Source organism: Streptomyces sp. CB01373, assembly GCF_002803075.1.
Taxonomy (GTDB): Bacteria; Actinomycetota; Actinomycetes; order Streptomycetales; family Streptomycetaceae; genus Streptomyces.
This window is the reverse complement of record NZ_NNBK01000020.1, coordinates 180346-207110: the sequence shown is the minus strand read 5'-3', so window position 1 is coordinate 207110 and position 26765 is coordinate 180346. Positions and strand designations below refer to the sequence as shown.

24 protein-coding genes and 5 tRNA genes are annotated in these 26765 nt (G+C 71.9%); 20 read left to right on the top strand and 9 right to left on the bottom strand.

The genetic code is table 11. The annotated features are described in order from the left end of the window. Positions 1-2361, bottom strand: a 2361-nt coding sequence (locus CG719_RS29630) for a sensor histidine kinase (protein WP_159024976.1), incomplete at its 3' end; no start/stop codon positions are given. Between the two features lie 603 nt (positions 2362-2964). On the opposite strand from CG719_RS29630, the gene CG719_RS29625 reads away from it, so the two are divergent. The 10 genes from CG719_RS29625 (at position 2965) to CG719_RS29580 (ending at position 7651) form a co-directional block, all read left to right on the top strand. Then, on the top strand, positions 2965-3153 hold the full coding sequence (locus CG719_RS29625) for a hypothetical protein (protein WP_100571777.1): 189 nt from the start codon (positions 2965-2967) through the stop codon (positions 3151-3153). Between the two features lie 159 nt (positions 3154-3312). After that, complete coding sequence (locus CG719_RS29620; RefSeq protein ID WP_100571776.1) at positions 3313-4098, top strand: fumarylacetoacetate hydrolase family protein; 786 nt, start codon at positions 3313-3315, stop codon at positions 4096-4098. Continuing rightward, positions 4091-5578 (top strand): glutamate--tRNA ligase, encoded by a 1488-nt coding sequence (gene gltX, locus CG719_RS29615; RefSeq protein ID WP_100571775.1) that lies wholly within the window; start codon positions 4091-4093, stop codon positions 5576-5578. Before CG719_RS29620 ends, gltX begins: the two co-directional genes overlap by 8 nt. Before the next feature lie 133 nt (positions 5579-5711). Further along, positions 5712-6446, top strand: coding sequence for an HAD family hydrolase (locus CG719_RS29610; RefSeq protein WP_100571794.1), 735 nt, complete (start codon positions 5712-5714; stop codon positions 6444-6446). An 88-nt stretch (positions 6447-6534) separates the two neighbouring features. Continuing rightward, positions 6535-6606, top strand: a tRNA-Gln gene (locus tag CG719_RS29605). Positions 6607-6644: 38 nt separating this feature from the next. After that, a tRNA-Glu gene (locus CG719_RS29600) sits at positions 6645-6717 on the top strand. A gap of 29 nt (positions 6718-6746) precedes the next feature. Next, positions 6747-6819, top strand: a tRNA-Glu gene (locus CG719_RS29595). Positions 6820-6839: 20 nt separating this feature from the next. Beyond that, positions 6840-6911, top strand: a tRNA-Gln gene (locus CG719_RS29590). Between the two features lie 28 nt (positions 6912-6939). Next, positions 6940-7012: transfer RNA gene (locus CG719_RS29585), tRNA-Glu, on the top strand. A gap of 153 nt (positions 7013-7165) precedes the next feature. Beyond that, the gene (locus CG719_RS29580) at positions 7166-7651 is read left to right on the top strand and encodes a DUF4188 domain-containing protein (RefSeq protein ID WP_199836827.1); all 486 of its coding nucleotides are present in this window, start codon (positions 7166-7168) and stop codon (positions 7649-7651) included. Positions 7652-7894: 243 nt separating this feature from the next. Here the strand turns inward: CG719_RS29580 and ndgR are convergent, their stop codons facing one another. Beyond that, complete coding sequence (gene ndgR / locus CG719_RS29575) at positions 7895-8611, bottom strand: IclR family transcriptional regulator NdgR (RefSeq protein WP_100571774.1); 717 nt, start codon at positions 8609-8611, stop codon at positions 7895-7897. Positions 8612-8801: 190 nt separating this feature from the next. Here ndgR and leuC point away from each other — a divergent pair, with 190 nt between their 5' ends. From leuC to CG719_RS29555, 4 genes are all read left to right on the top strand, one after another. Beyond that, positions 8802-10232 (top strand): 3-isopropylmalate dehydratase large subunit, encoded by a 1431-nt coding sequence (leuC, locus tag CG719_RS29570; protein WP_100571773.1) that lies wholly within the window; start codon positions 8802-8804, stop codon positions 10230-10232. Between the two features lie 6 nt (positions 10233-10238). Then, positions 10239-10832, top strand: a complete 594-nt coding sequence (leuD, locus tag CG719_RS29565) for a 3-isopropylmalate dehydratase small subunit (protein ID WP_100571772.1) — start codon at positions 10239-10241, stop codon at positions 10830-10832. A gap of 308 nt (positions 10833-11140) precedes the next feature. Continuing rightward, positions 11141-11371, top strand: coding sequence for a hypothetical protein (locus CG719_RS29560; RefSeq protein ID WP_100571771.1), 231 nt, complete (start codon positions 11141-11143; stop codon positions 11369-11371). A 136-nt stretch (positions 11372-11507) separates the two neighbouring features. Continuing rightward, entirely contained in the window at positions 11508-12143 is a 636-nt protein-coding gene (locus tag CG719_RS29555) for an HU family DNA-binding protein (RefSeq protein ID WP_100571770.1), read from the top strand. 121 nt (positions 12144-12264) lie between these two features. Here the strand turns inward: CG719_RS29555 and CG719_RS29550 are convergent, their stop codons facing one another. Beyond that, positions 12265-12468 (bottom strand): hypothetical protein, encoded by a 204-nt coding sequence (locus tag CG719_RS29550; RefSeq protein ID WP_100571769.1) that lies wholly within the window; start codon positions 12466-12468, stop codon positions 12265-12267. A 9-nt stretch (positions 12469-12477) separates the two neighbouring features. Next, a complete protein-coding gene (gene cofC, locus CG719_RS29545) occupies positions 12478-13116 on the bottom strand; it encodes a 2-phospho-L-lactate guanylyltransferase (protein WP_100571768.1) in 639 nt (212 codons plus the stop codon). Between the two features lie 187 nt (positions 13117-13303). Between cofC and CG719_RS29540 the strand changes: the two genes are divergently transcribed. The 3 genes from CG719_RS29540 to CG719_RS29530 all read left to right on the top strand — a co-directional run bounded on the left by CG719_RS29540 (position 13304) and on the right by CG719_RS29530 (position 16400). Further along, a complete protein-coding gene (locus CG719_RS29540) occupies positions 13304-14119 on the top strand; it encodes a lysophospholipid acyltransferase family protein (RefSeq protein ID WP_100571767.1) in 816 nt (271 codons plus the stop codon). After that, entirely contained in the window at positions 14116-15126 is a 1011-nt protein-coding gene (locus tag CG719_RS29535) for an NAD(P)H-dependent glycerol-3-phosphate dehydrogenase (RefSeq protein ID WP_100571766.1), read from the top strand. Before CG719_RS29540 ends, CG719_RS29535 begins: the two co-directional genes overlap by 4 nt. A gap of 116 nt (positions 15127-15242) precedes the next feature. Then, complete coding sequence (locus CG719_RS29530) at positions 15243-16400, top strand: D-alanine--D-alanine ligase family protein (RefSeq protein WP_100571765.1); 1158 nt, start codon at positions 15243-15245, stop codon at positions 16398-16400. 67 nt (positions 16401-16467) lie between these two features. On the opposite strand, the gene CG719_RS29525 is transcribed toward CG719_RS29530, so the two are convergent. Further along, positions 16468-16950, bottom strand: a complete 483-nt coding sequence (locus CG719_RS29525) for a DUF3515 domain-containing protein (RefSeq protein WP_100571764.1) — start codon at positions 16948-16950, stop codon at positions 16468-16470. A gap of 20 nt (positions 16951-16970) precedes the next feature. Continuing rightward, positions 16971-17204, bottom strand: a complete 234-nt coding sequence (locus CG719_RS29520) for an Lrp/AsnC family transcriptional regulator (protein ID WP_100571763.1) — start codon at positions 17202-17204, stop codon at positions 16971-16973. 231 nt (positions 17205-17435) lie between these two features. On the opposite strand from CG719_RS29520, the gene CG719_RS29515 reads away from it, so the two are divergent. Together CG719_RS29515 and thiD are read left to right on the top strand one after the other, a co-directional pair. Continuing rightward, on the top strand, positions 17436-18401 hold the full coding sequence (locus CG719_RS29515) for a thiamine-phosphate kinase (RefSeq protein ID WP_100571762.1): 966 nt from the start codon (positions 17436-17438) through the stop codon (positions 18399-18401). Further along, on the top strand, positions 18398-19219 hold the full coding sequence (gene thiD / locus CG719_RS29510) for a bifunctional hydroxymethylpyrimidine kinase/phosphomethylpyrimidine kinase (RefSeq protein WP_100571761.1): 822 nt from the start codon (positions 18398-18400) through the stop codon (positions 19217-19219). The genes CG719_RS29515 and thiD overlap by 4 nt, the downstream gene beginning before the upstream one ends. A gap of 173 nt (positions 19220-19392) precedes the next feature. On the opposite strand, the gene rpmB is transcribed toward thiD, so the two are convergent. Then, positions 19393-19578, bottom strand: a complete 186-nt coding sequence (rpmB, locus tag CG719_RS29505; protein WP_100571760.1) for a 50S ribosomal protein L28 — start codon at positions 19576-19578, stop codon at positions 19393-19395. A 235-nt stretch (positions 19579-19813) separates the two neighbouring features. On the opposite strand from rpmB, the gene CG719_RS29500 reads away from it, so the two are divergent. Beyond that, positions 19814-21556, top strand: a complete 1743-nt coding sequence (locus CG719_RS29500) for a DAK2 domain-containing protein (RefSeq protein WP_100571759.1) — start codon at positions 19814-19816, stop codon at positions 21554-21556. Positions 21557-21951: 395 nt separating this feature from the next. On the opposite strand, the gene CG719_RS29495 is transcribed toward CG719_RS29500, so the two are convergent. Further along, positions 21952-24891 carry a hypothetical protein gene (locus tag CG719_RS29495; protein ID WP_100571758.1) on the bottom strand — a complete coding sequence of 980 codons (2940 nt, stop codon included), beginning with the start codon at positions 24889-24891 and terminating at the stop codon, positions 21952-21954. Continuing rightward, positions 24888-26759 (bottom strand): HSP90 family protein, encoded by a 1872-nt coding sequence (locus tag CG719_RS29490; RefSeq protein ID WP_100571757.1) that lies wholly within the window; start codon positions 26757-26759, stop codon positions 24888-24890. Before CG719_RS29490 ends, CG719_RS29495 begins: the two co-directional genes overlap by 4 nt. Between the last annotated feature and the right edge of the window lie 6 nt (positions 26760-26765).

Sequence of the window (26765 nt, the reverse complement as noted above, 5' to 3'; positions counted from 1 at the left end):
CTGGCCGCCACCGACCTGGCCGCGCGGAGCGGCTCCGGCACCGAGCCGGCCCGCCCCGCCCTGCTGACCGCCCGCGCCCAGCGCTCCACCGCCCTGCTGACCGCCCTGACGGCGGGCCGCGGCGGCACCGGCGGCGGCAGCCGCGGCGGCCGGACCGCCCGCGCCCGGGCCGCCGGGCTTGCCCCCGCCCGGCTTCTTGCCGCCCTGGGCGACATCGACGGGCAGCATGACGAGAGCCGTCGTACCACCGGAGTCGGAGGGGCGCAGCTGGATGCGGATGCCGTGACGCTGCGACAGACGACCGACCACGAACAGACCCATGCGGCGGGAGACCGAGACGTCCACGGTGGGCGGCGCGGCGAGCCGCTCGTTGATCGCGGCCAGGTCCTCCGGGGACAGACCGATACCGGTGTCGTGGATCTCGATCAGTACCCGGCCGTCCGGCAGCGCGTGACCGGTGACCTTGACCTTGGTCTGCGGGGAGGAGAACGAGGTGGCGTTCTCCAGCAGCTCGGCCAGCAGGTGCACGAGGTCGTTGACCACGCGGCCGGCGACCTCGGTGCCGGGCACCGAGGCCAGCTCGATGCGCTCGTACTGCTCCACCTCGGACGCGGCGGCGCGGAGCACGTCGACCAGCGGGACCGGACGGGTCCAGCGGCGGCCGGGCTCCTCACCGGCGAGGACGAGGAGGTTCTCACCGTTACGGCGCATGCGCGTGGCGAGGTGGTCGAGCTTGAACAGCGAGGACAGCTGGTCCGGGTCGGCCTCGCGGGACTCGAGTTCGGAGATCAGCGAGAGCTGGCGCTGGATCAGACCCTGGGAGCGGCGCGAGAGGTTGGTGAACATCGCGTTGACGTTGCCACGCAGCAGGGCCTGCTCGGCGGCGAGGCGGACCGCCTCGCGGTGCACCTCGTCGAAGGCCGTGGCCACCTGGCCGATCTCGTCCCGGGAGTGCACACCGACCGACTCCACGGACGTGTCGACGTCCTGCGGGTCGGTCTCCGAGAGCTGGCGGACCAGCTCGGGCAGGCGTTCCTGGGCGACCCTGGTGGCCGTCTCCTGGAGCCGGTGCAGCGAGCGGATCATGGAGCGGGCCACGACGAAGGCGCCGACCAGCGACACGCCGAGGACGAGCAGGATCAGCACACCGGAGACGATGGCGTCGTACTCGGTGGCGCTGCGCAGCTCGCGGGCCTTCTGCTCCATCTCCTCGAGCAGCGTGTGCTCGATCTTCTTCATCTGCTCGATCTTGGTCGAGCTGTCGTCCACCCAGTCGCGGTAGGAGCGCTTGTTGGCCGCCTTGACGCCGTCGGGGTTGTCCAGGACGCGCTTGGCGTAGGTGTCCGCGGACAGAATCGTCGGGTTGCCCTCCGAGATGGGCTTGATGAGCTCCTCGGAGCCCTCCCCGTAGATGTTGCGGAAGCTGTTGAGGTCGGAGGTCTGACTCTCCAGCGCCTGCTGGGCGTAGAGGCGGTCGTTGTCCGAGAGGTTGCCGACGTTGATGTTGTTGGCCGGCAGGGCGGCGGCGATGACGGCGCGCTGGACGGACGCGTACTCCTTGGCGGAGGAGAAGGCGGCCAGGGCACGCGTCCGCTGGATCATCTGCGGGTTGCTGGTCGCCTCGGCCATGTCCTGGGAGAGGGCGAGCAGCTCGGTGATGAGCCGGTGGTAGCTCTCGACCGTGCGGGCCGAGTTCTCCTTGGACTGGTACGCGTCCTTGCGGATCTTGCCGAGGCCGTTGAGGTCGCTGGCCAGGCCGACCAGGGTGTCGCGGACACCGAGGAGGTTGCCGTCCTTGCTGGCGGCGTCGATCTCCTCGGACGCGGTCAGGAAGTTGGAGCGGGAGCGGTCGGTACGGTCCCGGTAGCCCTGGATGGTGATGGCGCTCGCGGGCGAGGGGTTGGTCAGCGGGCCCGCGGACTGGTCGCGCTCCTCCTGGAGCGCGGCGGCCAGTTCGGTGGCCTGCTTGGTCATGACCGTCAGCAGCTTCATGTTGTCGAGCTGCTGGATGTCGTCCATGCTCTCGCTGATACGCAGCCCACCGAGCGTGGTGGCGGCCGCCACGGGCAGCGTGAGCAGCGCCACCAGACGGGTGGAGATGCGCCAGTTGCGCAGTGCCATGCGCGAACCGGTGCCCACCGGAGTCTGGTTCCCGGACTGTGTGGCCGCCGAGGCCGGGCCCGACGCCGGCGCGCCGGCCGGGCCGGTCGTGCCCGAGCGTCCGGTTCGCTCCGCGCCGTCGCCGCCCGAAGCCGGATTCTGGGCGTGCTGGGGCGAGGAGCTGACGGCCATGGGGCCAGTCCCGCCGTGCGGCTCCGGCTCCGCCGAAGCGCTGCCATCCCTCTTGAAACGTCCCTGCACTAGCGTCGCAACCTCTGGACCAGGCGTCCCCCCGCGCGAACGGAAGGACGGTGTCGGCGTTGTGGGAAGAGCCCTGAGACGCACTTCCCGGATGGTCGTGAGTGACCGGCGCTGGCTCCCCCTTCTCACCGCCACTCGGCGCTGCGTTGCGCCCCCTGCGCGCCGGCTCGATCCTGCGGCGGTCCGTGGCATTCCAGCACAGTGGCGGATCTCCAACAAGGCATGTGGGCCAGGCTGTGACCTCCGTGACAGCGCGTGAGTGACGGATTACCTCCCGTGGAAAGTGATCTCCCGTATAGGGGACATTTCGCTACCTACCTGTGAGTCACTTCAGGTGTCCCGGTCGGCATGATCGGGAGCGGAATGATGGCTTCAGTGGGACAATGTCCGATTCGGTGATCAGAGGCGCGTCTGTGAATCGCCCGGATTGTCCATGGCTTCGTGAGCAAACTCACACCGACATCACGGGCTCTTCACGCCTTCGGCCGGGAATTGAATGTTTAGCCTGACGCTTTACAGGGATGGCAAATCCGACAACCGGCGCCCGAATGTGGGGTCATGCGGCCCTCCCGGTGCCCGTAGACGACAAGGTCTCGTACAACCGTGAAGACGACGATGATGTTCCGCAACATAGCCAACCCCCGGCGCACGACGCTGACGCACCTCGAGGGAACCGAGACGTTGCAGACGCCGGAGCAGCCGGAGCACTCCGTCTCCCTTCCCGAGCAGACCGCCAACCCCCGGCGCACCATTCTCATGGAGGCGCCCGTCGCTGCCGTCGCCGCGGAGTAGCACGCGGTCCGGACACGGACGAAGGACCACGGGGCGTTCCGCGCGCGGGACGCCCCGCTCTCATGCCCCGCACGCCGTAATCGCGCGAGGTCCGGGGCCCGGCCGCGTTAGCCTGGAGCGTCAGACTCCAGCCGTTTCAGTCAAGGGGCCAAGCAACCCGTGCGCATCGCCAGGTTCTCCATCGACGGGAACGTCGCCTTCGGCGCGGTCGAGGGCGACAAGCCGGACGAACTCGTCCTCGACATCATCAAGGGCATCCCGTTCGCGGACTTCGAGCTCTCCGGCACCCGGGTGCCGCTGAGCAAGGTACGGCTGCTGCCGCCGGTGCTCCCCAACAAGGTCGTCGCCTTCGGCCGCAACTACGCCGAGCACGCACGCGAGCTCGGCAACGAGGTGCCCGACGCCCCGTTCGCCTTCTTCAAGCCGTCCACCTCGGTGATCGGCCCCGGCGACCCGATCCAGTACCCCTCCTTCTCCCAGGAGCTGCACCACGAGGCCGAGCTGGCCGTGGTCATCGGCCGCATGTGCCGCGAGGTCCCGCGCGAGCGCGTCAAGGACGTGATCCTCGGCTACACCTGCGCCAACGACGTCACCGCCCGCGACGTGCAGCGGCGCGAGAAGCAGTGGGCCAGGGCCAAGGGCTTCGACACCTCCTGCCCGCTCGGCCCCTGGGTGGAGACGGACATCGACCTCACCGCCGCGGCCGACCTGACCATCCAGCTCACCGTCAACGGCGAGCAGCGGCAGCTCGGCCGCACCAGCGAGATGATCCACCCGATCGAGGATCTGATCGTCAACATCTCCGAGGCCATGACGCTGCTCCCCGGCGACGTGATCCTCACGGGCACCCCGGCAGGGGTCGGCCCCCTCAACGTCGGCGACGAGGTCGCCGTCACCATCGAAGGCATCGGCACTCTCACCAACAAGGTTGTCAAGCGTGGCTAGCGCACCCGGCTCTCCTGTACGCGTCCGTTTCTGCCCGTCCCCCACCGGTAACCCCCACGTGGGCCTGGTCCGCACCGCCCTGTTCAACTGGGCGTTCGCCCGGCACCACCAGGGCACGCTGGTCTTCCGCATCGAGGACACCGACGCGGCCCGCGACTCCGAGGAGTCCTACAACCAGCTCCTCGACGCGATGCGCTGGCTGGGCTTCGATTGGGACGAGGGCCCCGAGGTCGGCGGACCGCACGCGCCGTACCGGCAGTCGCAGCGCATGGACATCTACGCCGACGTCGCGGGCAAGCTGCTCGACGCCGGCCACGCCTACCACTGCTACTGCTCCCAGGAGGAGCTGGACAGCCGCCGCGAGGCCGCCCGCGCGGCCGGCAAGCCGTCCGGCTACGACGGCCACTGCCGCGACCTGAGCACCGCGCAGGTCGAGGAGTACAAGGCGCAGGGCCGGGCGCCGATCGTCCGCTTCCGGATGCCCGACGAGACGATCACCTTCACGGACCTGGTGCGCGGCGAGATCACGTACCTCCCGGAGAACGTCCCGGACTACGGCATCGTCCGCGCCAACGGCGCCCCGCTGTACACCCTGGTCAACCCGGTCGACGACGCGCTCATGGAGATCACCCACATCCTGCGCGGCGAGGACCTGCTCTCCTCCACCCCGCGGCAGATCGCCCTGTACAAGGCGCTGATCGAACTGGGCGTCGCCAAGGACATCCCGGCCTTCGGTCACCTGCCGTACGTGATGGGCGAGGGCAACAAGAAGCTCTCCAAGCGCGACCCGCAGTCGTCGCTGAACCTCTACCGCGAGCGCGGCTTCCTGCCCGAGGGCCTGCTCAACTACCTCTCGCTGCTGGGCTGGTCGCTCTCGGCCGACCGGGACATCTTCTCTGTCGAGGAGATGGTCGCGGCCTTCGACATCGCGGACGTGAACCCCAACCCGGCCCGCTTCGACCTGAAGAAGTGCGAGGCGATCAACGCCGACCACATCCGCCTGCTCGATGTGAAGGACTTCACCGAGCGCTGCGCCCCCTGGCTCAAGGCCCCCGTCGCGCCGTGGGCGCCGGAGGACTTCGACGAGGCCAAGTGGCAGGCGATCGCCCCGCAGGCGCAGACGCGTCTGAAGGTCCTGTCCGAGATCACGGACAACGTGGACTTCCTGTTCCTGCCCGAGCCGGTCTTCGACGAGCCGAGCTGGACCAAGGCGATGAAGGAGGGCTCCGACGCCCTGCTCCGCACCGCCCGGGAGAAGCTGGAGTCGGCCGACTGGTCCTCCCCCGACTCCCTGAAGGAGGCCGTCCTGACCGCCGGCGAGGCCCACGGCCTCAAGCTCGGCAAGGCCCAGGCCCCGGTCCGCGTCGCCGTCACCGGCCGCACGGTCGGCCTGCCCCTCTTCGAGTCCCTGGAGGTCCTGGGCAAGGAGAAGACGCTGGCACGGATCGACGCGGCGCTCACCAGGCTCGCGTCCGCGTAAGCACCGTGTGACGCGCACAGGGCGGCAGTCGACTCGGCTGCCGCCCTGTCATATGAGGACGGCCGCGGGCAGGTGGTGCCTGGTGCGCGACGGCCTCCGGGAACCCCGGTCGCGCCGGCGTACCGTCGGTGTCATGCCGATCAAAGCCGTGCTCTGGGACGTCGACGACACGCTCTTCGACTACACCACCGCCGACCGCGCCGGTATGCGCCTGCACCTGGCCGCCGAGGGACTGCTCGACGGGTACGCGACCGTGGAGGACGCCTTGGCGCACTGGCGGCGGACCACCGACGCGCAGTGGGCGCGGTTCTCGGCGGGGGAGGTGACCTTCGAGGAGCAGCGGCGGGACCGGGTGCGGGTCTTCCTCGCCCGGCCGGAGCTGGCCGACGCCGAGAGCGACGCGTGGTTCGCGCGCTACCTGGGGCACTACGAGGCCGCCTGGGCGCTCTTCCCGGACGTGCTGCCCGTCCTCGACGCGCTCGCCGCCAGCCACCGGCACGCCGTGCTGTCCAACTCCAGCATCCACGTCCAGGAACGCAAGCTGCGCGCCCTCGGCGTGCGCGACCGCTTCGAGACCGTGCTGTGCGCCGCGGAACTCGGTGTGTCCAAGCCGGAGCCGAGGGCGTTCCACGCGGCCTGCGAGGCGCTGGAACTCGGCCCGCACGAAGTGGCCTACGTCGGCGACCATCCGGACATCGACGCGCGGGGCGCCGCCGAGGCCGGGCTGCTGTCGGTCTGGATCGACCGCGCGGGCGTGCACGCCGGCGGCCGGGACGGCGCCGGTTGGCGCCGGATCGCCTCGCTCGCCGAACTGCCCGCGATCCTCCGCGCCGATACCCGTTTTGGAGCCCCGTCCACCTTCAGGTAATGTTCTTCCTGCGCCGCGGGGCGGACCGAAGGTTCGGAGCCGCGGATGCAACACTAGAAGAGGATCCCGACGGGATCTAGCCTTCCAGTGGCCTATGGTGTAATTGGCAGCACGACTGATTCTGGTTCAGTTAGTCTTGGTTCGAGTCCAGGTAGGCCAGCTCGCAGAGCTCATCTGCATCGCGGATCTCATCCGCAGGCCCCCGTTGTGTAGCGGCCTAGCACGCCGCCCTCTCAAGGCGGTAGCGCCGGTTCGAATCCGGTCGGGGGTACGGATCTCAGGAGCATTCCAGGGATCAAGGCCCCCGTTGTGTAGCGGCCTAGCACGCCGCCCTCTCAAGGCGGTAGCGCCGGTTCGAATCCGGTCGGGGGTACGACTGGTCTAAACCATCATTGGTCTATGGTGTAATTGGCAGCACGACTGATTCTGGTTCAGTTAGTCTTGGTTCGAGTCCAGGTAGACCAGCTCGGGCCTGCGGAAACGCAGTGTCCACGCCCCCGTTGTGTAGCGGCCTAGCACGCCGCCCTCTCAAGGCGGTAGCGCCGGTTCGAATCCGGTCGGGGGTACGCATTTCGGAAGGGCCCTCCCTTAGGGGAGGGCCCTTTTGTGTGTTTCCCTTGCGCGCCGCACATGGAGAGTGCCACTATCCAAGTATGGATAGCGGGGCTATCCATGACGCTGTCTGTGCCTGACCAGGTGCGAGGGGATGGGGGAACGGGATGGGTGTCCAGCCGATCAAGGGGCGCATGACCGCCGGGCACGAGGGCGAGGTGGTCGTCTTCCATATCGGGGTGCGCATCAACAGCTTCGCCGCGGTGCGTAGTTGGTGGCCGGTGGTCAAGGCGATGGGGCCGATGCTCGCGGAACTCCATCGCGACCGTGACGGCGGACTCCTCGGAGCCAGGCAACTGCTGGCAGGACCGCGTGAGGTGCACGTCGTGCAGTACTGGGAGTCCAAGGAGAAGCTCCTCGCCTACGCCGCCGCGCCCGACCGGAGCCACCGCCCGGCCTGGTCCGCGTTCAACCGCCGGCTGCGCGAGGGAAGGGGCAAGGTCGGCTTCTGGCACGAGACCTACGTGGTCCCGGCCGGCGCCCACGAGGCCATCTACATGAACATGCCGCCCACCGGACTCGCCAAGGCCACGGACGTGGTCCCGGTGGCCCGCCGCGGAGACCGGGCGGCGGCCAGGCTGCGCCTCTCCTGACCGACCCGGTGCCGCCTTCGCGGTGCCCGTGGTTCGCGGGGACGGGGTGTGCTGTGTCCCCAGTCCATGTGTGTGGCGTCTGTGACGTCTGTGTCCGCGGCGCCGTGGCGCACAGGGCGGTGGACAACGACCCGACCCCGGTCGAGCGTCGCTCGACCGGGGTCGGGTGGTCGGATGTGGGTGTCGGTGTCCCGTGCACGGGGCCTGCCGCGGCGTTGAGGCCGGCCCTGCGGGGCGCGGGGGTCAGCCGGAGCGGCGCAGGGCCTCGGACAGGCGTGCGGCGGAGTCGATGACCGCCTGGGCGTGCATGCGCCCGGGGTGGCGGGTGAGGCGCTCGATGGGTCCGGAGACCGAGACGGCGGCCACCACGCGGTTGGAGGGGCCGCGCACCGGCGCGGAGACGGACGCGACGCCCGGCTCGCGCTCGCCGATCGACTGGGCCCAGCCCCGGCGCCGTACGCCCGACAGGGCCGTCGCCGTGAAGCGGGCGCCCTGGAGGCCGCGGTGGAGCCGCTCCGGCTCCTCCCAGGCCATCAGAACCTGCGCCGAGGAGCCCGCCTTCATCGTGAGCGTGGAGCCGACCGGGACCGTGTCCCGGAGGCCGGACAGGCGCTCGGCCGCGGCGACGCAGATGCGCATGTCGCCCTGGCGGCGGTAGAGCTGCGCACTCTCGCCCGTCACGTCCCGCAGATGCGTGAGCACCGGCCCGGCGGTGGCCAGCAGGCGGTCCTCGCCCGCGGCCGCGGCCAGCTCCGCCAGGCGCGGGCCGAGGATGAACCGGCCCTGCATGTCGCGCGCCACCATGCGGTGGTGTTCCAGCGCCACGGCCAGCCGGTGGGCCGTGGGTCGTGCCAGTCCGGTGGCCGCGACCAGACCCGCGAGGGTGGCCGGACCGGACTCCAGAGCGCTCAGGACAAGGGCTGCCTTGTCCAGAACGCCGACGCCGCTACTGTTGTCCATGCAACGATACTTGCGTCTCACTCTGTGAAACGCAAGTTCAATTTTCCGTGGAACACGCCACTCTGGTAGTCACAGCGGCCCGCGTCGACCGGCGGGCTCTGCGGCGGACGCCCGAAGGGGGGCGCGGGTGCCGCATCCTCAAGATCTCTAGTTGGGCCGGCGCGCTTTGCGTCCGGCCGGAGGGAAAGCGATGGGTAGGACACTCGCGGAGAAGGTCTGGGACGACCACGTCGTCCGGCGCGCCGAGGGCGAGCCCGACCTCCTCTTCATCGATCTGCACCTGCTGCACGAGGTGACCAGCCCCCAGGCCTTCGACGGCCTGCGCAAGAGCGGCCGCGGTGTGCGCCGGCTCGACCTGACCATCGCGACCGAGGATCACAACACCCCGACCCTCGACATCGACAAGCCCATCGCGGACCCCGTCTCCCGCGTCCAGCTGGAGACGCTGCGCAAGAACTGCGCCGACTTCGGGGTCCGGCTGCACCCGCTGGGCGACGTCGAGCAGGGCGTCGTCCACGTGGTGGGACCGCAGCTCGGTCTGACCCAGCCGGGCACCACCGTCGTCTGCGGTGACTCCCACACCTCCACGCACGGCGCCTTCGGCGCGCTGGCGTTCGGCATCGGCACCTCCCAGGTCGAGCACGTGCTCGCCACCCAGACCCTGCCGATGGCCCGCCCGAAGACCATGGCGATCACCATCGAGGGCGAACTGCCCGAGGGCGTCACGGCCAAGGACCTGATCCTGGCGATCATCGCGAGGATCGGCACCGGCGGCGGCCAGGGCTACATCCTGGAGTACCGCGGCTCCGCCATCGAGAAGCTCTCGATGGAGGCCCGCATGACCATTTGCAACATGTCGATCGAGGCCGGCGCCCGCGCGGGCATGATCGCCCCCGACGAGACCACCTTCGCCTACCTCCAGGGCCGCCCGCACGCCCCCGAGGGCGCCGACTGGGACGCCGCGGTCGCGTACTGGAAGACCCTGCGCACCGACGACGACGCCGTCTTCGACGCCGAGGTTGTCATCGACGCCCCCGAACTGTCCCCGTTCGTCACCTGGGGCACCAACCCCGGCCAGGGCGCGCCGCTTTCGGCCGACGTCCCCGACCCTGCTTCGTACGAAGACGCTTCGGAGCGCCTGGCCGCCGAAAAGGCCCTGGAATACATGGGGTTGGAGGCCGGACAGCCGCTGCGCTCCATCGGCGTGGACACCGTCTTCGTAGGCTCCTGCACCAACGGCCGCATCGAGGACCTGCGGGCCGCCGCCGGCATCGTGCGGGGCCGCAAAGTCGCCGACGGCGTACGGATGCTGGTCGTTCCCGGCTCCGCGCGCGTGGGTCTCCAGGCCGTCTCCGAGGGCCTGGACGTGGTCTTCAAGGAGGCCGGCGCCGAATGGCGGCACGCGGGCTGCTCGATGTGCCTGGGCATGAACCCCGACCAGCTCGCCCCCGGCGAGCGTTCCGCCTCCACCTCCAACCGCAACTTCGAGGGCAGGCAGGGCAAGGGCGGCCGCACCCACCTGGTCTCCCCGCAGGTCGCCGCGGCCACCGCGGTCCTCGGCCACCTGGCCTCCCCGGCCGACCTGTCCGACGCCGCCGCCCCCACGCCCGCTGGAGTCTGAGAGATCATGGAAGCCTTCACCACCCACACCGGCCGGGCCGTCCCGCTGCGCCGCAGCAACGTCGACACCGACCAGATCATCCCCGCCCACTGGCTCAAGAAGGTCACCCGCGACGGATTCGAGGACGGACTCTTCGAGGCCTGGCGCAAGGACCCCGACTTCGTGCTCAACCGCCCGGAGCGCGACGGCGCCACGGTCCTGGTCGCCGGCCCCGACTTCGGCACCGGCTCCTCCCGTGAGCACGCCGTCTGGGCGCTGCAGAACTACGGCTTCAAGACCGTGATCTCCTCCCGCTTCGCCGACATCTTCCGGGGCAACTCGCTGAAGAACGGCCTGCTCACGGTGGTCCTGGACCAGAAGGTCGTGGACGCCCTGTGGGAGCTCACCGAGAAGGACCCCCAGGCCGAGGTGACCGTCGACCTGGTCGCCCGCGAGGTGCGCGCCGAGGGGATCACCGCCTCCTTCGAGCTGGACGAGAACTCCCGCTGGCGGCTGCTGAACGGGCTGGACGACATCTCCATCACCCTCCAGAACGAGACCGACATCGCCGCGTACGAGGCGAAGCGCCCGGCCTTCAAGCCGCGCACCCTGCCGGTCTGATCCCCGGTCCCGGCCGATGACCGGCCGCCGAGCCGGAAACCCCTCTCCGGCGCCTTGGCAAGTCGACTTTCGGCCACCGTACGACCCAGCTGTACCCCCGATCGAGGCGATCGGGGGTACAGCCTTTTTTACGTCCGTACCACCCGGCGCGCCGCCGTCGAGGCGCTCAACTTCCCACGTTAAACGGGTTGTTGCCGGGGTAGACGAGGCTCCGGAGCCTGCCCGGCGCAGTCGCCCGGATGGTCGCCGCAGGCGCCAGTTGCCCCCCAGCGCAGGCGACAACTCGCCCCAGATGGCACAATCTGTGCATGGACAACGACGGCCAACTCGAGCTCTATACGGCGGTCGCGGCCCAGCTCAAGGAAGCGCACGAGAGGGTGCGCGCACTGCAAGTCCCGGAGAGCGTACGGATGGCGCTGACCCGGAAGCTGCTGGTCATTACGGCCGCGGCCAAGCACGATCTCGCCGGTGCGACAAGGCGTCTGGAGCGGTTCATGGCAGACCTCGACCAGGGGCGAATCCCCGGCGAGGAAGGCTGAACAGCCCGAGGCCGTCGAGTCCGTTGCGGCACAAGGGTGATTAGCCCGTTTCGTGTTTGATTTGCGGTATATATCTGCCTAACGTGCGAAAACGCTTGAACACTTTCGTTCCGGCAAGGTCTCCGAAGGGGAAGACGTGAACAAGGCGCAGCTCGTAGAAGCGATTGCCGACAAGATGGGCGGCCGCCAGCAGGCCGCCGATGCGGTGGACGCGGTACTGGACGCCGTGGTCCGCGCGGTCGTCGCGGGAGACCGGGTCTCGGTCACCGGCTTCGGATCCTTCGAGAAGGTCGACCGTCCCGCCCGTTACGCGCGCAACCCGCAGACGGGTGAGCGGGTGCGGGTCAAGAAGACCTCCGTTCCCCGCTTCCGGGCCGGCCAGGGCTTCAAGGACCTGGTGAGCGGTTCGAAGAAGCTCCCGAAGCACGACATCGCGGTCAAGAAGGCGCCCAAGGGCAGCCTCTCCGGTCCGCCCGCCACCATTGCCAAGGCCGTCGGCAAGAAGGCCGCGGCGAAGAAGACCACCGCGGCCGCGAAGAAGACGGCCGCGAAGAAGGCCGCCCCGGCGGCCAAGAAGACCACGGCCAAGAAGGCCACCACGGCCAAGAAGGCCACTACGGCCGCCAAGAAGACGACGGCCACGAAGGCCGCCGCCAAGAAGACCACCGCCAAGAAGGCGCCGGCGAAGAAGGCCGCGGCCAAGAAGGCCCCCGCCAAGAAGTCGACCGCCCGCAAGACCACCGCCAAGAAGACCGCCGCCCGCGGCAAGTAGCGGCGCAGGGGCACTCACGCGCCGGGCCGGACTCCCGAGGGAGCCCGGCCCGCGGTGTGTTCGGACTCCACCGGCGCGGTATCCGGGTCCCGTGCGCCGGGTGGACGGTCCTCCCGCCTGCTCAGAAGGTCTGCAGCGTCACCAGGGTGATCCGCAGGCCGTTCCCCTCGCCCTCGGTCTCGATCCGCACCCGCTGTCCCGGCCGCAGCAGCCGCAGACCGCCCGCGTCGAACGCCGGCGCGTCGAAGGACACCGGGGTGCCGTCGTCCAGCAGCACCTGTCCGCTGCGGCTTTCGGGGTCGTACGTGTATGCGGTCGCCTGCATGACGGCAGCCTACTGCCCCCGGGCCGGCAGCCGCGCCGCCACCGCGGCCGTCCGCGGCCCCACGCCGAGGGCCAGCGCCGCCCGCAGATCGTCCCCGGTGTCCACGTCCTGGCGCACGGATTCCACCGCGTCCAGGAACAGTTCCACCGCGCCGGACGCCCGGTGACGGGCCCGGGAATCGGTACCGAAGGAAGGGAGCAGCGGATGTCCGGAGGAGGCCGCCAGCAAAGTCGTGCCGACGGCCGCGGAATCCGCGAGAAATGCCCGCGGGAATTGTCCGGCCGCCGCCAGGACCCGGGCCAATTCCATGGGCCGCAACGCGGGAAGATCGGCGTTCAGGGCCGCCACCGGAGTCCGGGGGTGCGCGGCCCGCACCACCGCCGCTCCGTGCGCGAGGGCGGCGTTCAGGCCGGCCCGCGGATCGTCCGCGACGATCCGGGCGCCCAGCGCCGCCAGCTCCCGCGCGGCCTCGGTGTCGTCCGTGACGACCGCCACATCCGCGACCGCCGGGCAGGCCAGCGCGGCCGCCACGGTGTCCACGGCGAAGGCCAGGGCCAAGCCGGGACGCACCCCGTCGCCGGCGGTGTCCGACAGCCTGCTCTTGGCCCGGTTCAGGGGCTTCAGGGGAATGACCAAGGTCCACTGCACCGGCGTTCCGCCCCTCTCGTGTGGTCCTCATTGTCCCCCGGACCGTCCGGCTGACCGGGAAAGGAAGGGGCGCGGAGCCCCTTCCAAAGACGCTCCCCGTGACGTGCGGGCGTACGGTGTTCTCGACAGACAGGCGGCCTGGGGCGACACTTGTGCGGCCCCCCAGGCCCTAGAGGAAGGTGTCCGCGTGCCCCGCCGCAGAATCGGCTTTTGGTATCGCTTCGCAGCGGCGATCTGCAAACCGCCACTGGTGGTTCTGATGAAGCGGGACTGGCGCGGAATGGAGCACATTCCGGCCGACGGCGGATTTATCACCGTGGTGAACCACAATTCGCACGTCGACCCCTTCGCGTACGCCCACTATCAGTACAACACTGGGCGCGTTCCGCGATTCCTGGCGAAGAGCGGGCTTTTCAGGAAGGGATTGGTGGGCGCCACGATGCGCGGCAGCGGGCAGATCCCCGTCTACCGCGAGAGCACGGACGCGCTGAGCGCGTTCCGCGCCGCCATCGACGCCGTGGAGCGCGGCGAGTGCGTCGCCTTCTACCCCGAGGGCACCCTCACCCGCGACCCCGACGGCTGGCCGATGACGGGCAAGACCGGCGCCGCCCGGGTCGCCCTCCAGACCAAGTGCCCGGTGATTCCGGTCGCCCAGTGGGGCGCCAACGAACTGCTGCCGCCCTACGCCAAGAAGCCCGAGCTGCTGCCCCGCAAGACCCACCACGTGCTCGCCGGGCCGCCCGTGGACCTCTCCCGCTTCTACGACCAGGAGATGACTCCGGAGCTCCTCAAGGAGGCCACCGAGGTCATCATGGCGGCCATCACCCGCCAGCTGGAGCAGATCCGGGGGGAGAAGGCGCCCGCCGAGCCGTACGATCCCCGCCGGGAGCGGATCGAGCAGCGCCGCCGCACCGAGGTGCAGACACAGGGCAGGACCGTGCCGGCCGCGCAGCGCGGGCCGGACGTGCGGGAGTCCGTACAGGAAGAGGGGCAGGGCGCGTGAGCAAGCCGGTCAAGGCGGCCGTCTTCGGTACCGGATCGTGGGGCACCGCCTTCGGCATGGTCCTCGCCGACGCCGGTTGCGAGGTGACCCTGTGGGCCCGCCGCGCCGAACTCGCCGACGCGGTCAACTCCACCCGGACCAACCCCGACTACCTGCCCGGAGTCGAACTCCCGGAGAACCTGCGGGCCACGGCCGACGCCGCCGAGGCCGCCCGCGACGCCGACTTCACGGTGCTCGCCATCCCCTCGCAGACCATGCGGGCGAACCTCGCCGAATGGGCGCCGCTGCTCGCCCCCGACACCGTCCTCGTCTCCCTGATGAAGGGCGTCGAACTCGGCTCGGCCATGCGGATGAGCGAGGTGATCGAGGACGTCGCCAAGGTGGGCGCCGACCGCATCGCCGTCGTCACCGGGCCCAACCTGGCCCGGGAGATCGCCGCCCGCATGCCGGCCGCCGGCGTGGTCGCGTGCACCGACGAGGAGGTGGCCCGCCGGCTGCAGGCCGTCTGCCACACCCCGTACTTCCGGCCCTACACCAACACCGACGTGGTCGGCTGCGAACTCGGCGGCGCCGTCAAGAACGTGATCGGTCTGGCCGTCGGCATCGCGGACGGCATGGGGCTCGGCGACAACGCCAAGGGCTCGCTCATCACCCGCGGCCTGGCCGAGACCACCCGGCTCGGCATGGCCCTGGGTGCCGACCCGCTCACGTTCTCCGGACTCGCCGGCCTGGGCGACCTGGTGGCCACCTGCTCCTCGCCGCTGTCGCGCAACCACACCTTCGGCACCAACCTCGGCAAGGGCATGACCCTCCAGGAGACCATCGCGGTCACCAAGCAGACCGCCGAGGGCGTCAAGTCCTGCGAGTCGGTGCTGGATCTGGCCCGCCGGCACGGCGTCGACATGCCCATCACGGAGACCGTCGTCGGCATCGTGCACGAGGCCAAGCCGCCCGTGGTGGCCCTCAGGGAGCTGATGTCGCGCAGCGCCAAGCCCGAACGCCGCTGAAACCCGCCCCGTTCGGCCGTCCGCATCACGTTGCGCGACCGTCCGTGCGACGCTGAGCGACGGGCCCCGGGGCGGGCACTGACGTCACGGATACCAGCGGGTACTCTCATCGCGATATGAGCAGCGAGAACCTCCCCCAGAGCCCCGAGCAGCCGTCCCGCAAGCCCCGCGTGGCCGTCGTGTGCGGCGGCCGCAGCTCCGAACACGGGATCTCCGTGGTCACCGCGGGCGCGGTGCTGAGTGCCATCGACCGGACCAAGTACGAGGTCCTGCCGATCGGCATCACCCGCGACGGCCGCTGGGCCCTGACCGCCGACGAGCCGGAGCGCATGGCCATCACCGAGGGCCGCACCCCGAGCGTCGAGGAGCTCGCCGACTCCGCCGAGGGCGCCGTGGTGCTGCCCGTCGACCCGTCCAACCGCGAAGTCGTCTACAGCGAGCCCGGTTCGGTGCCCAAGGTGCTCGGCGAGGTCGACGTGGTCTTCCCGGTGCTGCACGGCCCCTACGGCGAGGACGGCACCCTCCAGGGCCTCCTGGAGCTGTCCGGCGTGCCGTACGTGGGCTCGGGCGTGCTCGCCTCGGCCGTCGGCCAGGACAAGGATTACATGAAGCGGGTGTTCACCTCCTTCGGGCTCAAGGTCGGCCCGTACGTGGTGATCCGGCCGCGCGAGTGGGCGCAGGACCCGTCCGCCGCCCGCAAGAGGATCGTCGACTTCGCCGGCGAGCACGGCTGGCCGCTGTTCGTGAAGCCCGCGCGCGCCGGTTCGTCGATCGGCATCACCAAGGTCGACGACCTGTCCGGCCTCGACGAGGCGATCGAGGAGGCGCAGCGGCACGACCCGAAGGTGCTCGTGGAGGCCGCGCTGCGCGGCCGCGAGATCGAGTGCGGGGTGCTGGAGTTCGAGGACGGCCCGCGGGCCTCCGTACCGGCCGAGATCCCGCCGCCCGAGGCGCACGCGTACTACGACTTCGAGGCCAAGTACATCGACTCCACGCCCGGCATCGTGCCCGCCCCGCTGACCGACGAGGAGACCGCCGAGGTACAGCGGCTCGCGGTGGACGCGTTCGAGGCGGCCTCCTGCGAGGGCCTGGTCCGCGCGGACTTCTTCCTCACCGAGGACGGCGAGTTCGTGATCAACGAGATCAACACCATGCCCGGCTTCACGCCCATCTCGATGTACCCGCAGATGTGGCAGGCGAGCGGGATCAGCTACCCGGAACTGGTGGACCGGCTGATCCAGGCGGCACTGCGCCGCTCCACGGGCCTGCGCTGACCCCGTACGCCCAGGGGGCCCGGGACACCTTCCGGTGTCCCGGGCCCCCTGGGCGTGTGTCAGGCGCTCAGTCGGCGATTCCCTTGGGGATCGCCTTCTTCACGGCCGGGGCCAGATCGACCAGCGGCGCGACCCCGTGGTCCGTCCGCCCCGCGGGGATCGTCACCTCCACATAGGCCAGGCGCAGTGCGGTGGTGAAGCGGAACGAACCGTCCCCCTGCTTCTGCAGCAGCCAGTTCACATCGTTCACCTCGGCGCCGTCGGACTCCGGATCGTCCATCGCGGCGGGCCGCGGGACACCGCAGCGCAGTATGATCGCCGGGCTTCCCCAGCCCGCGGTCAGCGCGGAGGCGGGCCGGGGGTCCTCGCGGCTCAGTCCGTCCACTTTCCCAGGCAGTTCCCGGTCCAGATGGCGGCACAGTCCGGCCACCGACGGCCCGGGGGTGGGAACCGTCACGGAGGCGCTGTCGCCGCTCGGGGAACAGCCCGCGACGGTGATCAGCGCGGCGAGGACGGGCAGGCCGAGAAGCCGGTGACGGAGGAAGCTCACCGGCCAAGGGTAGACGGGGGCTACAGATGCACGACCGGGCAGGTCAGGGTTCGTGTGATGCCGTCCACCTGCTGGACCTTCGCGACCACCATGCGGCCCAGGTCGTCCACCGTGTCGGACTGGGCGCGCACGATGACGTCGTACGGCCCCGTCACGTCCTCGGCCTGGATCACTCCAGGGATCTTGCCGATCGTCTCTGCGACGGTCGACGCCTTGCCGACCTCCGTCTGGATCAGGATGTACGCCTGTACCACGGAACCTCCAGGGCGGCCACGAGGATCATCTGGGGGAAAAGGAACGCCACGGTATCGCGTCGTCACACGCCGTGGGGAGACCCGGGAGAGCCGTGACGCACGCGCCGGGGTGCAGGTAGGACAGAAGTTGACGGTCATCTCGACCGTAGCGAGGACCGCGTTGACGCGCGACCGGGAACGTAATCCGGGAACGCAACCGGAATACACGGGGACAGAAGGGGCGAAAGGCCGATGAAGGGCACTGTGGGTGAGCTCGGGGAGTTCGGGCTCATCAGGGAGCTCACCTCCCGTCTCACCACCACCCCGGCGGTCCGGGTCGGTCCCGGCGACGACGCCGCGGTGGTCGCCGCCCCCGACCGCAGGGTCGTGGCGAGCACCGACATACTCCTCGAGGGACGGCACTTCCGCCGGGACTGGTCCACGGCGTACGACGTGGGCCGCAAGGCGGCCGCCCAGAACCTCGCGGACATCGCCGCCATGGGCGCCGTGCCGACCGCGCTGCTGCTCGGCCTGGTCGTCCCCACCGAGCTGCCGGTCACCTGGCCCACCGAGCTGATGGACGGCCTGCGCGACGAGTGCCAGGTCGCCGGGGCCGCCGTCGTCGGCGGCGACGTGGTGCGCGGCGACACGATCATGGTGTCGATCACCGCGCTCGGTGATCTGCGCAACCACGAGCCGGTCACACGCGCCGGCGCGCAGCCCGGCGACCTGATCGCGGTGACCGGCTGGCTGGGCTGGTCCGCGGCCGGGTACGCGGTGCTCTCCCGGGGCTTCCGCTCGCCCCGCGCCTTCGTCGAGGCCCACCGCCGTCCCGAGCCGCCGTACCACGCGGGTCCCGCGGCCGCCGGGCTCGGCGCCACCGCGATGTGCGACGTCAGCGACGGACTGATCGCCGACCTCGGGCACATCGCCGAGGCCAGCAAGGTCCACATCGACATCCGCTCGGGAGCCATAGACATCCCCTCGCAGATGCACGACATCGGGCAGGCCGTCGGTGTCGACCCGTTGCAGTGGGTGCTGACCGGGGGAGAGGACCACGCGATCGTGGCGGCCTTCCCGCCGGACGTGAAGCTGCCGGCCCGCTGGAAGGTGATCGGCGACGTGCACAGCCCCTCGGCGCTGCCCCAGGTCACGGTCGACGGCGCGCCGTGGACCAGCAAGGGCGGCTGGGACCACTTCGGGGACATCGAGTCGTGACCGCCGCCCCTCCCCGGGTACTGACCGTCGCGGGCTCCGACTCCGGCGGCGGCGCCGGCATCCAGGCCGACCTGAAGACGATGCTCGCCCTCGGCGTGCACGGCATGAGCGTGATCACCGCGGTGACCGCGCAGAACTCCCTCGGCGTGCAGGGGGCCTGGGAACTGCCCGTGGAAGCGGTCCGGGCCCAGTACCGCAGCGTCGTGGACGACATCGGCGTCCAGGCGGTGAAGACCGGGATGCTGGCCTCGGCGGAACTGGCCGGGGCGGTGGCCGAACTGATCGCCGGTACGGACGCGCCCGCGGTCGTCGACCCGGTCGGCGTCTCCAAGCACGGCGACCCGCTCCTCGCCGAGTCCGCGCTTCGGACCGTACGCGAAAGGCTGCTCCCGGTGGCGACCGTCGCCACGCCGAACCTCGACGAGGTGACCCAGCTCACCGGCATCCGGGTCCGGGCGGAGGAGCAGATGCGGGAGGCCGCGGCGGCGATGCTGGCGTTCGGGCCGGAGTGGGTGCTGATCAAGGGCGGCCACCTCGCCGGGCGGGAGGGCGGTGACCAGGCCGTGGACCTGCTCACCGACGGCGCCGAGGAGCACTGGCTGCGCGCCCCCCGGTACGACAACCGGCACACGCACGGCACCGGCTGCACCCTCGCCTCCGCGATCGCCTCGCACCTGGCGAAGGGGCGGTCGGTGCCGGAGGCCGTGACGGAGGCCAAGGCGTACGTCACCGGGGCGATCGCGGCGGGCTTCGCGCTCGGCGGGGGGATCGGGCCGGTGGACCACGGCTGGGCCCTGCGGAGGCCTTGGGCGGGGTAGTCGCACGGCCCGCGCACCGGCCGGCCCACACGGCTCCCGGTGTGCGGGCACGCGTGTGCGGGCACGCGTGTGCGGGCACGCGTGTGCGGGCACGGCAAAAAGCCGGTCCACCGAGGTGGACCGGCTCAGTGCAGCGAACCAGCAGTGGCCGCGCGCTTAGCTGTTGCTGTGCGTCAGCGCGAGACCTTGCCGGCCTTGATGCACGAGGTGCAGGCGTTCACGCGCTTCGGCGTCCCGCCGACCACGGTACGCACGCGCTGGATGTTCGGGTTCCAGCGACGGAGCGTACGGCGGTGCGAGTGCGAGATGTTGTTGCCGAAGCCCGGCCCCTTGCCGCAGACGTCGCAGTTGGCAGCCACGGGTCACTCCAAAGACTTCAGATGCACTTACGGTTGATCCCGGCATGCCGGGATCAAGATCTCAGGCTCGGAGAGCACTTCTTGAAATCTGAGTGGCGTTGCCAGGGGGAAAAGCCCGATCAGGATCGGGCAACCGGAGCAGCATACAACGGCTGCGTCCGTAAGGCGAAACTACCACGGCGGCTCCGCTGCCCCCGCGGGCCCTCTTCCGTCGGGCACCGCCCCTGGGTCTACGCTGCGTCCAGTCCAGCAGCTCAGGGAGGCGCAGGTGGCGCAGACGTTCGACGCGCCGGCGGTGCGTACCTGGTGCGGACTGGCGCTGCGGGCTCTGGGGCGCGCGCGCGAGGAGATCGACGCGATCAACGTCTACCCCGTGGCCGACGGGGACACCGGCACCAACCTGTATCTGACCGTGGAGTCCGCCGTCGCGGCGGTGGAGGCCGTGTTCGCCGCGCACGAGGTGGGCGACGGGACCGGCGTGGCCCTCCCCGGTCCCTCCCTGGCCGACGCCGCGCGGGCGATGGCGCACGGCGCGCTGATCGGGGCCCGCGGCAACTCCGGGACCATCCTCGCCCAGCTGCTGCGCGGCATGGCCCAGGTGTTCGGCGCCGACGGTGACCGAACGCACACCGACGGGCGCGGGCTCTGTCTGGCCCTGCGGCGCGCGGCGGACTCCGCCCGGCAGGCCGTGGCGCACCCGATGGAGGGCACGGTCCTGTCGGTGGCCTCGGCCGCCGCGGACGCGGCCACCGAGGCGGGCGGAGACTGCGGCGCCGTCGCCCTGGCCGCCTACGAGGGCGCCTGCGCGGCCCTCGCCGCGACCCCCGGCCAGCTGGCGGTCCTGGAGCGCGCCGGGGTGGTCGACGCGGGCGGGCGGGGACTCGTGGCGGTCCTCGCGGCCCTGGTGGAGACGTGCACGGGACGGGCGCCGGAGCAGGGCGCGTCCCCTTCGGCGGTCACGGTGGCGGGTGACGGCGGCCCGACGGTGCCGCACGCGCGTGTGTGCACCGCCGGGGACGACGGGCCCGGTGCCTGCGCGCCGCCCACGAGCGGTCCCGCCTTCGAGGTGATCTACCTGCTGGACGCCGAGGACGCGGCCGTCGCCCGGCTGCGCGAGCGGCTCGACGGGCTCGGGGACTCCCTCGTCGTGGTCGGCGGCGACGGCCTGTGGAACGTGCACGTGCACGTCGACGACGCCGGCGCGGCCGTGGAGGCGGGCGTGGAGGCCGGGCGGCCGCACCGCATCCGGATCACGCACTTCGCCGCCGATGACGCGCGCACCGGCGGGCCCGGGCGGCCGCCGCAGCGGGAGCGGGCCCAGCGCGCCGTGGTGGCCGTCGTACCCGGCGAGGGCCTGGCCGGGCTCTACACCGAGGCCGGGGCGACCGCGGTGCTCGCCAGGCCCGGGGAGCAGCTCGCCAGCGGGGAGCTCGTCGACGCCGTACGGCGGGCACACGCGCGCGAGGTGGTCCTGCTGCCCAACGACCCCGACCTGCGCCACACCGCGTCCGCGGCGGCCGAGCAGGCCCGCGGGGACGGTGTCCGTGTGGCCCTGATCCCGACCCGCTCGGCGGTGCAGGGCATCGCCGCCCTCGCCGTGCACGAGCCGGGGCGCCGCTTCGACGAGGACGTCGTCGCCATGACCTCGGCGGCAGGTGCCACCCGGCACGCCGAGGTCATCGTCGCCGAACGCCAGTCGTGGACCACGGCCGGCATCTGCCAGGCCGGTGACGTCCTCGGTCTCATCGACGGAGACGTGGCCGTGATCGGCTCGGACGTCACGGCCACCGCCGAGACCGTCCTGGACCGCATGCTCGCGGCCGGCGGCGAACTGGTCACCCTCGTCCTCGGCGACGAGGCCCCCGACACGATCGCCAACCGCCTCCAGACCCGGGTCCGCGAGTCCTACCTCGCCGTCGACACGGTCATCTACGAGGGCGGCCGCCAGGGAGCGCTGCTGCTCATCGGCGTGGAGTGAGCCACACCTCCCCGTCCGGCCACCGCCGGTCAGCAGCCTGGTCCCGCCTCCAGGGTGCGCAGGAGCCCTTTGGCCTCTGCGCGCCGGGAGTGCGTCCGGCCGTCCTCGGCGCGGGCTGGTGGGCCGTCGCCGCGGCACGCGTGTGCGTGGTGGCCTGGGCGGGGCGGCCTGGTGCCGTAGCCGGCCGTCCGGTGGTGAGTTCCGCTGCGGGGTCGCCGGTCAGTCGTCCGGTCCCGCCTCCAGGGTGCGCAGGAGCCCTTTGGCCTCTGCGCGCCGGGAGTGCGTCCGGCCGTCCTCGGCGCGGGCTGGTGGGCCGTCGCCGTGGCACGCGTGTGCGTGGTGGCCTGGTGCCGTTGCCGGTCGTCCGGTGGTGAGTTCCGCTGCGGGGTCGCCGGTCAGTCGTCCGGTCCCTGCTCCAGCGCGCGCAGGAGACTTTCGGCTCGCGCGCGCAGGGGCGGCGCCTCGGTGTCTCCCTCGTCGGCGTCCTCGTAGGCCGCCAGCACGGCACGTGCGTGTGCCGTGGTTTCGGCGGAGCGGCCCAGGTCGGCTGCCAGACGGCCCGCGGCGAGTTCCGCCGCGGTGCGGTCGTGCAGAGCGGCCGGACCCAGGAGGGCGAAGGCGGCGATCGCCTGCTCCAGCCTGGACAGGGCCTCCTCGGCCACGGCCTCGTCCGCCGCGCCGTCCGCGAGCAGGTCGCCGAACTGCCGGAGGGTCTGACCGAGTTCCGCGACCAGCCGCTGTCGCGCCGCCGCGTCGTCCACCGCCTCCAGCGCCGACTCGCACTCCGTGACCGCGGCCCCCATCAGCTCCCGCGCCGCGTCCGGGCCTGCCTCGGTGCCCGATGCCAGCCACGCGCGTGCGCGCAGGGCACGGACCAGGCCGTGCACGTCGCCCAGGGACCGCCACAGGTCGCCCGCGCGCGTGTACGCACGCTCGGCCTCCTCGTGCAGCCCCGCCCGGCTCAGCGACTCGGCGGCCAGATGGGCGAGGGTCGCGTGGTCCTGCTGCTCGGGCCAGTGCCGAGCGATCTCGGCGGCCTGCAGCCGGCGTTCGGCCGCCGCGCGGTGTTCCCCGAGCTCGCTCAGACAGTCGCCCAGCCACCACTGCGTCTGCACGACGGCCCCGTCGCCGTGCGTGTCCGCGGACAGGTCGGGCAGCGCGGACTCCAGCACCTCCGCGGCCTCCGCCCACCGCCCCAGCCGCAGCAGCAGACCGCCGAGCTGCTGGCGGGCCCAGGCCCCGAGCGCCGGTCCCTCGCCCGCCTCGTCGGCCCAGTGCGCGGCCTCCAGGGCGTGTTCCGCCGCCTCCTCGGTCCGGTCGAGACCGCCGAGCACCTCGGCGAGCTGAAGGTGCAGCTGTGCCCGGCCCGCGGCCTCCAGATACGTCCCGCCGTGCTCCAGGGCCGCCCGCAGCGCCCGCTCGGCGCCCTCCGGGTCGCCCAGATGGTGCGCGAGCGCCGCGAGCCGTGCCTCGTACTCCACCGCGAACCACGGCACACCCGCCCCTGCGTACTCGGCCGCGGCCCGCTCGAACAGCTCCGCGGCGCCCCGCAGATCCCCGGCGCGCGCGGCGGTCTCGGCGAGCATCGCCCGCGCCTCGGCCGCCCGGGCCGCCAGCCGCACATCGTCCCCGGTGTGCCCCTCCACGAGGGCCAGGACCTCCCGCACGGCCTCCTCGGCGGCGGACAGCGCCCCCGGGTCCACGGGCCCCCCGGCCTCGTACACCGGCCGCATCAGGATCCGTGCCCGCCCCATCACCACGGACGCGGTCTGCCGAACGCCGGTGCCCTCCTGCGCGTACAGCGCGAGGACGCGCTCGTAGGGCTCGGCGACCGCGGCGAGCGCCCCGTCCACATCGCCGGTCAGCGCCCTCATGTACGCGGCCCGCGAGCGTGCCGCCAGCGCCTCGCCCGGGTCGCCCGCCCGCGCGTACGACTCGGCGGCCCGCTCGAACAGCGCGGCACCCTCGGGGCCCTGGCTCATCGCCTCGTGCTCGGCGATCTCCGCCTGGTCGCGGGCCGCCAGCTCGACGCCCTCCGCGGCCCGCGCGACCGCCGCCCACGCCTCCGTGGCGTGCGGCCGCAGGGTGTCCGACAGCCGCCGCGCCTCGGCGATCAGCGCGGGCAGGCCGGCTTCCCCGGCCGCCGCTTCCGCAGTCGCGGCTTCAGCCGTCTCCACGGGGACCCGCGCGGCGGGAGCCGAAGCCGTGCCGGCGGGCCGCCGCGCCGTGCGCACGCCCAGCGGCAGCCGCTCCACCAGCGGGCGCCGCGCCATGCGCGCGCGTGCCCGCTCGCCCACCCGGGACGTGCCGTTGCGCTCGTCGAAGCGGACCGCCAGGGCCGTCGCCTCCGCGCGCGCGTGCGCGGCGAGTTCGCCGGCCGTCCAGGCCCGCCCCGCGGGACCGGGCACCGTCTGCCCGTCCCACCCCAGCTCGACCAGCCGCTCCATGAGCAGGGCCGTCACCGCCAGGAAGTCCAGCCTGCTGAGCGGGTTCCCGTCGTCCGCGAAGTACGCGGGCCGCTCGGCCAGCAGCTCCAGGGCCCGCGCCTCGTTGCCGGTCAGCGCGCAGAACGCCACATGGTCGGCGTAGGCGCCCCGCATGCTCTCCATCGGCCGCACCAGTCTCAGGCCCCGCAGATGATGAGCGCGCGCCTCGTCGAGACGGCCGAGCCGCAGCAGCGGCAGCAGCGAGGAGGCGAGGACGCCGTGCGGCTCGTGGGCGCAGGAGAACTCGCCGTCCAGCACCGGCCGCCACAGCTCGACCGCCTCCGCGTCCCGGCCGCACTCGGCCTGCCACCGGCCCTGGTCGTGCAGTTCGCAGGCATGGCAGTCGGCCATGCTGTCCCGGTCGGCGGCCAGCCACGCCGCGTACGCGCGCTCCGCCCGCGCGAGGTCCCCGATGTGCCGGGCGACACTGAACTCGGCGCTGCGCACGGCACGTTCGGAGTGGCCGGCGAGCCGGTAGCGGTGCTCCATCTCGCCGAGCCACTTCTCGATCGCGGCCAACGGGATGTGCGGCTGCCCCAGCATGCCCGCCGACATCCACTTGAAGACCCAGTGCAGCGAGTGGGTCTCGTACTCGTCGAAGTCCTCGGGGCGGTCGTCCCACATGCGCAGCAGCCGCGCGAACGGGACGAACATCTTGTCCTTCTCGGAGCTGTAGTTGTAGACCTTCAGCTGGTGTCCGAGCGCCTCGATCACGGCGAGCGGGATGTTCAGCCGCTCGGCCTCGGCGAGCAGCAGCTCCGCGCGCGCGTTGCGAGCCGGACCCTCGGGCCGCTCCCCGTTGGCGGCCAACTCACGGCGCAGCGAGTCGAAGTCGGTGGTCTCACTCATCGGTGGCCGTCCCCCGTCGCGTCGGTGTCGCTGTGCGTGGCCCACTCCAGCAGGCCGATGAACGCCCGGTTCAGCAGCGCCGAGTCCGCCGGCCGCAGCGGGCGCTGCGCCATCAGCAGCGCCTGCCCGTACAGCGACTCGGTCGCGGTGCCGATGAGTTCCGGGTCGCCGAGTGAACCGATGCGGCGGATCAGCGGGTTGAGGTGGTTGAGCACCAGACGCGCGCGTGGGGCGCCGCCGCGCAGCGAGCCGAGGATGCCCGCCCACAGGTCGTCGGCCTGCTCCTCGGCCTCGGCGCGGGCCTGCTCGTGCCGGGCCGACCGGTCGTCCAGGTGCAGCGCCGGCACGGACAGCGGGTGGAAGGCGCGCAGCACGACGTCGCAGCCCAGCGGGTCCAGCCGGGCCCGCGCGGCGGCCAGGAAGCCCGACAGGGCCAGTTCCTCGGCCGGGTCGACGGAGTCCAGGTGCGCGGTCACGGTGTCCGCGTCCAGCTCGGCGACCACCGTCCCCGGGCGCACCGACGGCAGCGCCTCGACCAGCTCGCTGTCGTAGGTGTAGCCGCCGTTGACGACGCCGACGCCCTGCGCGGAGGCGATCGGCGCGACCTGCCGGTACTCCTCGACCGTCCGCGTGAAGTGCACGACGGGGTGCCGTCGCGCGAACTCCTCCAGGGACAGCCGCCCGTCGGTCGTCTCGAAGGGCAGCCACGGCAGCATCGTGCGCAGCATCTCCGCGTCGTGCCGGGCCAGCGACTTGACCCCCAGGAAGTGCACCGACAGGAACGCCTCCAAGCGCTCCGGATCGCCGGCCGCGAGAGAGGTCAGCCAGGACCGTATCCGCTCCCCGAGCGCCTCGCGCACGGCGGCCAGCGTCTCGTCCTCGTACAGCGACTCCCGCGACGCGGTGGGCCGCAGACTGTCCGTGTCGAGCACGCAGCGCACGAAGAACGCCCAGTCGGGCAGCAGCTGTTCGGCCCGCTCGGTCAGCAGCATGCCCTTCAGGTGCACGCGGTGACCCGCCCGCTGCGCCGGGCTGACCGCCGACGGCAGCACGTACGCCACCCCGCGGATCCCGGCCAGCGGCACGTCCAGGCCGATGGCGTCCAGCGGGGTGAACCCGAACACCTCGTGGCAGTGCCGGGCCAGGGCGACCCGGCGGGCCGCGGGGGAGGGGTACGCCCGGTCCCAGGGCGCCGGCAGGTCGGTGACCGCCTCCTCGCCCACCCGGACGTCGTAGGGCAGCAGCGACCCGAAGTCCCGTGCCAGCGCGAGCACACGCCGCTCGGTGAGCCACTCGCCCGCCCCGGCCCGGGCCTGGAGGTGCACGGTGGTGCCGGGTTCCGGGCGGGCGGAGTCCGGCAGGGTCCGCACGGTGTACGAGCCGTCGTCGCGCGCCGTCCACTCCACCGGAGGCGCCTCGGGCGTCCGGGCGCTGCGGCTGACCACCCGGATCCGCTCGGCCACCACGAAGCAGGCCAGCAGGCCGATGCCGAACTGGCCGAGGAAGTCCGAGCGCGCCTCTCGCAGGCCCTCGGCCCGCTTGGAGCTGCGGCCGATGGTGGCCAGCAGTTCGTGCACGTCGGACTCGGTGAGGCCGACGCCGGTGTCCTCCACCCGGAGGGTGCCGCCGTCCGCGAACAGCCGTACGCGCGCCGGGGCGCCGGGCTCCTCCGCGCGCCGGGCGGTGATGGCGTCCACGGCGTTCTGGAGCAGTTCGCGCAGGTAGACCTTGGGGCTGGAGTACAGGTGGTGCGAGAGCAGGTCCACCAGTCCCCGCAGATCGACCTGGAACATATGGGCCGGGCGGGGCTCGCCGGACGACTGTGATGAGTGGGATGCCTGTGCTGACTGTGAGGTCTGGAAGTCCATCGTCGC

Coding starts and splice junctions, on each gene's coding strand:
- CG719_RS29610 (WP_100571794.1), top strand. CDS start 5,712: ATGCCGATCAAAGCCGTGCTCTGGGACGTCGACGACACGCTCTTCGAC.
- CG719_RS29580 (WP_199836827.1), top strand. CDS start 7,166: ATGGGTGTCCAGCCGATCAAGGGGCGCATGACCGCCGGGCACGAGGGC.
- ndgR (WP_100571774.1), bottom strand. CDS start 8,611: ATGGACAACAGTAGCGGCGTCGGCGTTCTGGACAAGGCAGCCCTTGTC.
- leuC (WP_100571773.1), top strand. CDS start 8,802: ATGGGTAGGACACTCGCGGAGAAGGTCTGGGACGACCACGTCGTCCGG.
- leuD (WP_100571772.1), top strand. CDS start 10,239: ATGGAAGCCTTCACCACCCACACCGGCCGGGCCGTCCCGCTGCGCCGC.
- CG719_RS29560 (WP_100571771.1), top strand. CDS start 11,141: ATGGACAACGACGGCCAACTCGAGCTCTATACGGCGGTCGCGGCCCAG.
- CG719_RS29550 (WP_100571769.1), bottom strand. CDS start 12,468: ATGCAGGCGACCGCATACACGTACGACCCCGAAAGCCGCAGCGGACAG.
- CG719_RS29530 (WP_100571765.1), top strand. CDS start 15,243: ATGAGCAGCGAGAACCTCCCCCAGAGCCCCGAGCAGCCGTCCCGCAAG.
- CG719_RS29515 (WP_100571762.1), top strand. CDS start 17,436: ATGAAGGGCACTGTGGGTGAGCTCGGGGAGTTCGGGCTCATCAGGGAG.
- CG719_RS29495 (WP_100571758.1), bottom strand. CDS start 24,891: ATGAGTGAGACCACCGACTTCGACTCGCTGCGCCGTGAGTTGGCCGCC.
- CG719_RS29490 (WP_100571757.1), bottom strand. CDS start 26,759: ATGGACTTCCAGACCTCACAGTCAGCACAGGCATCCCACTCATCACAG.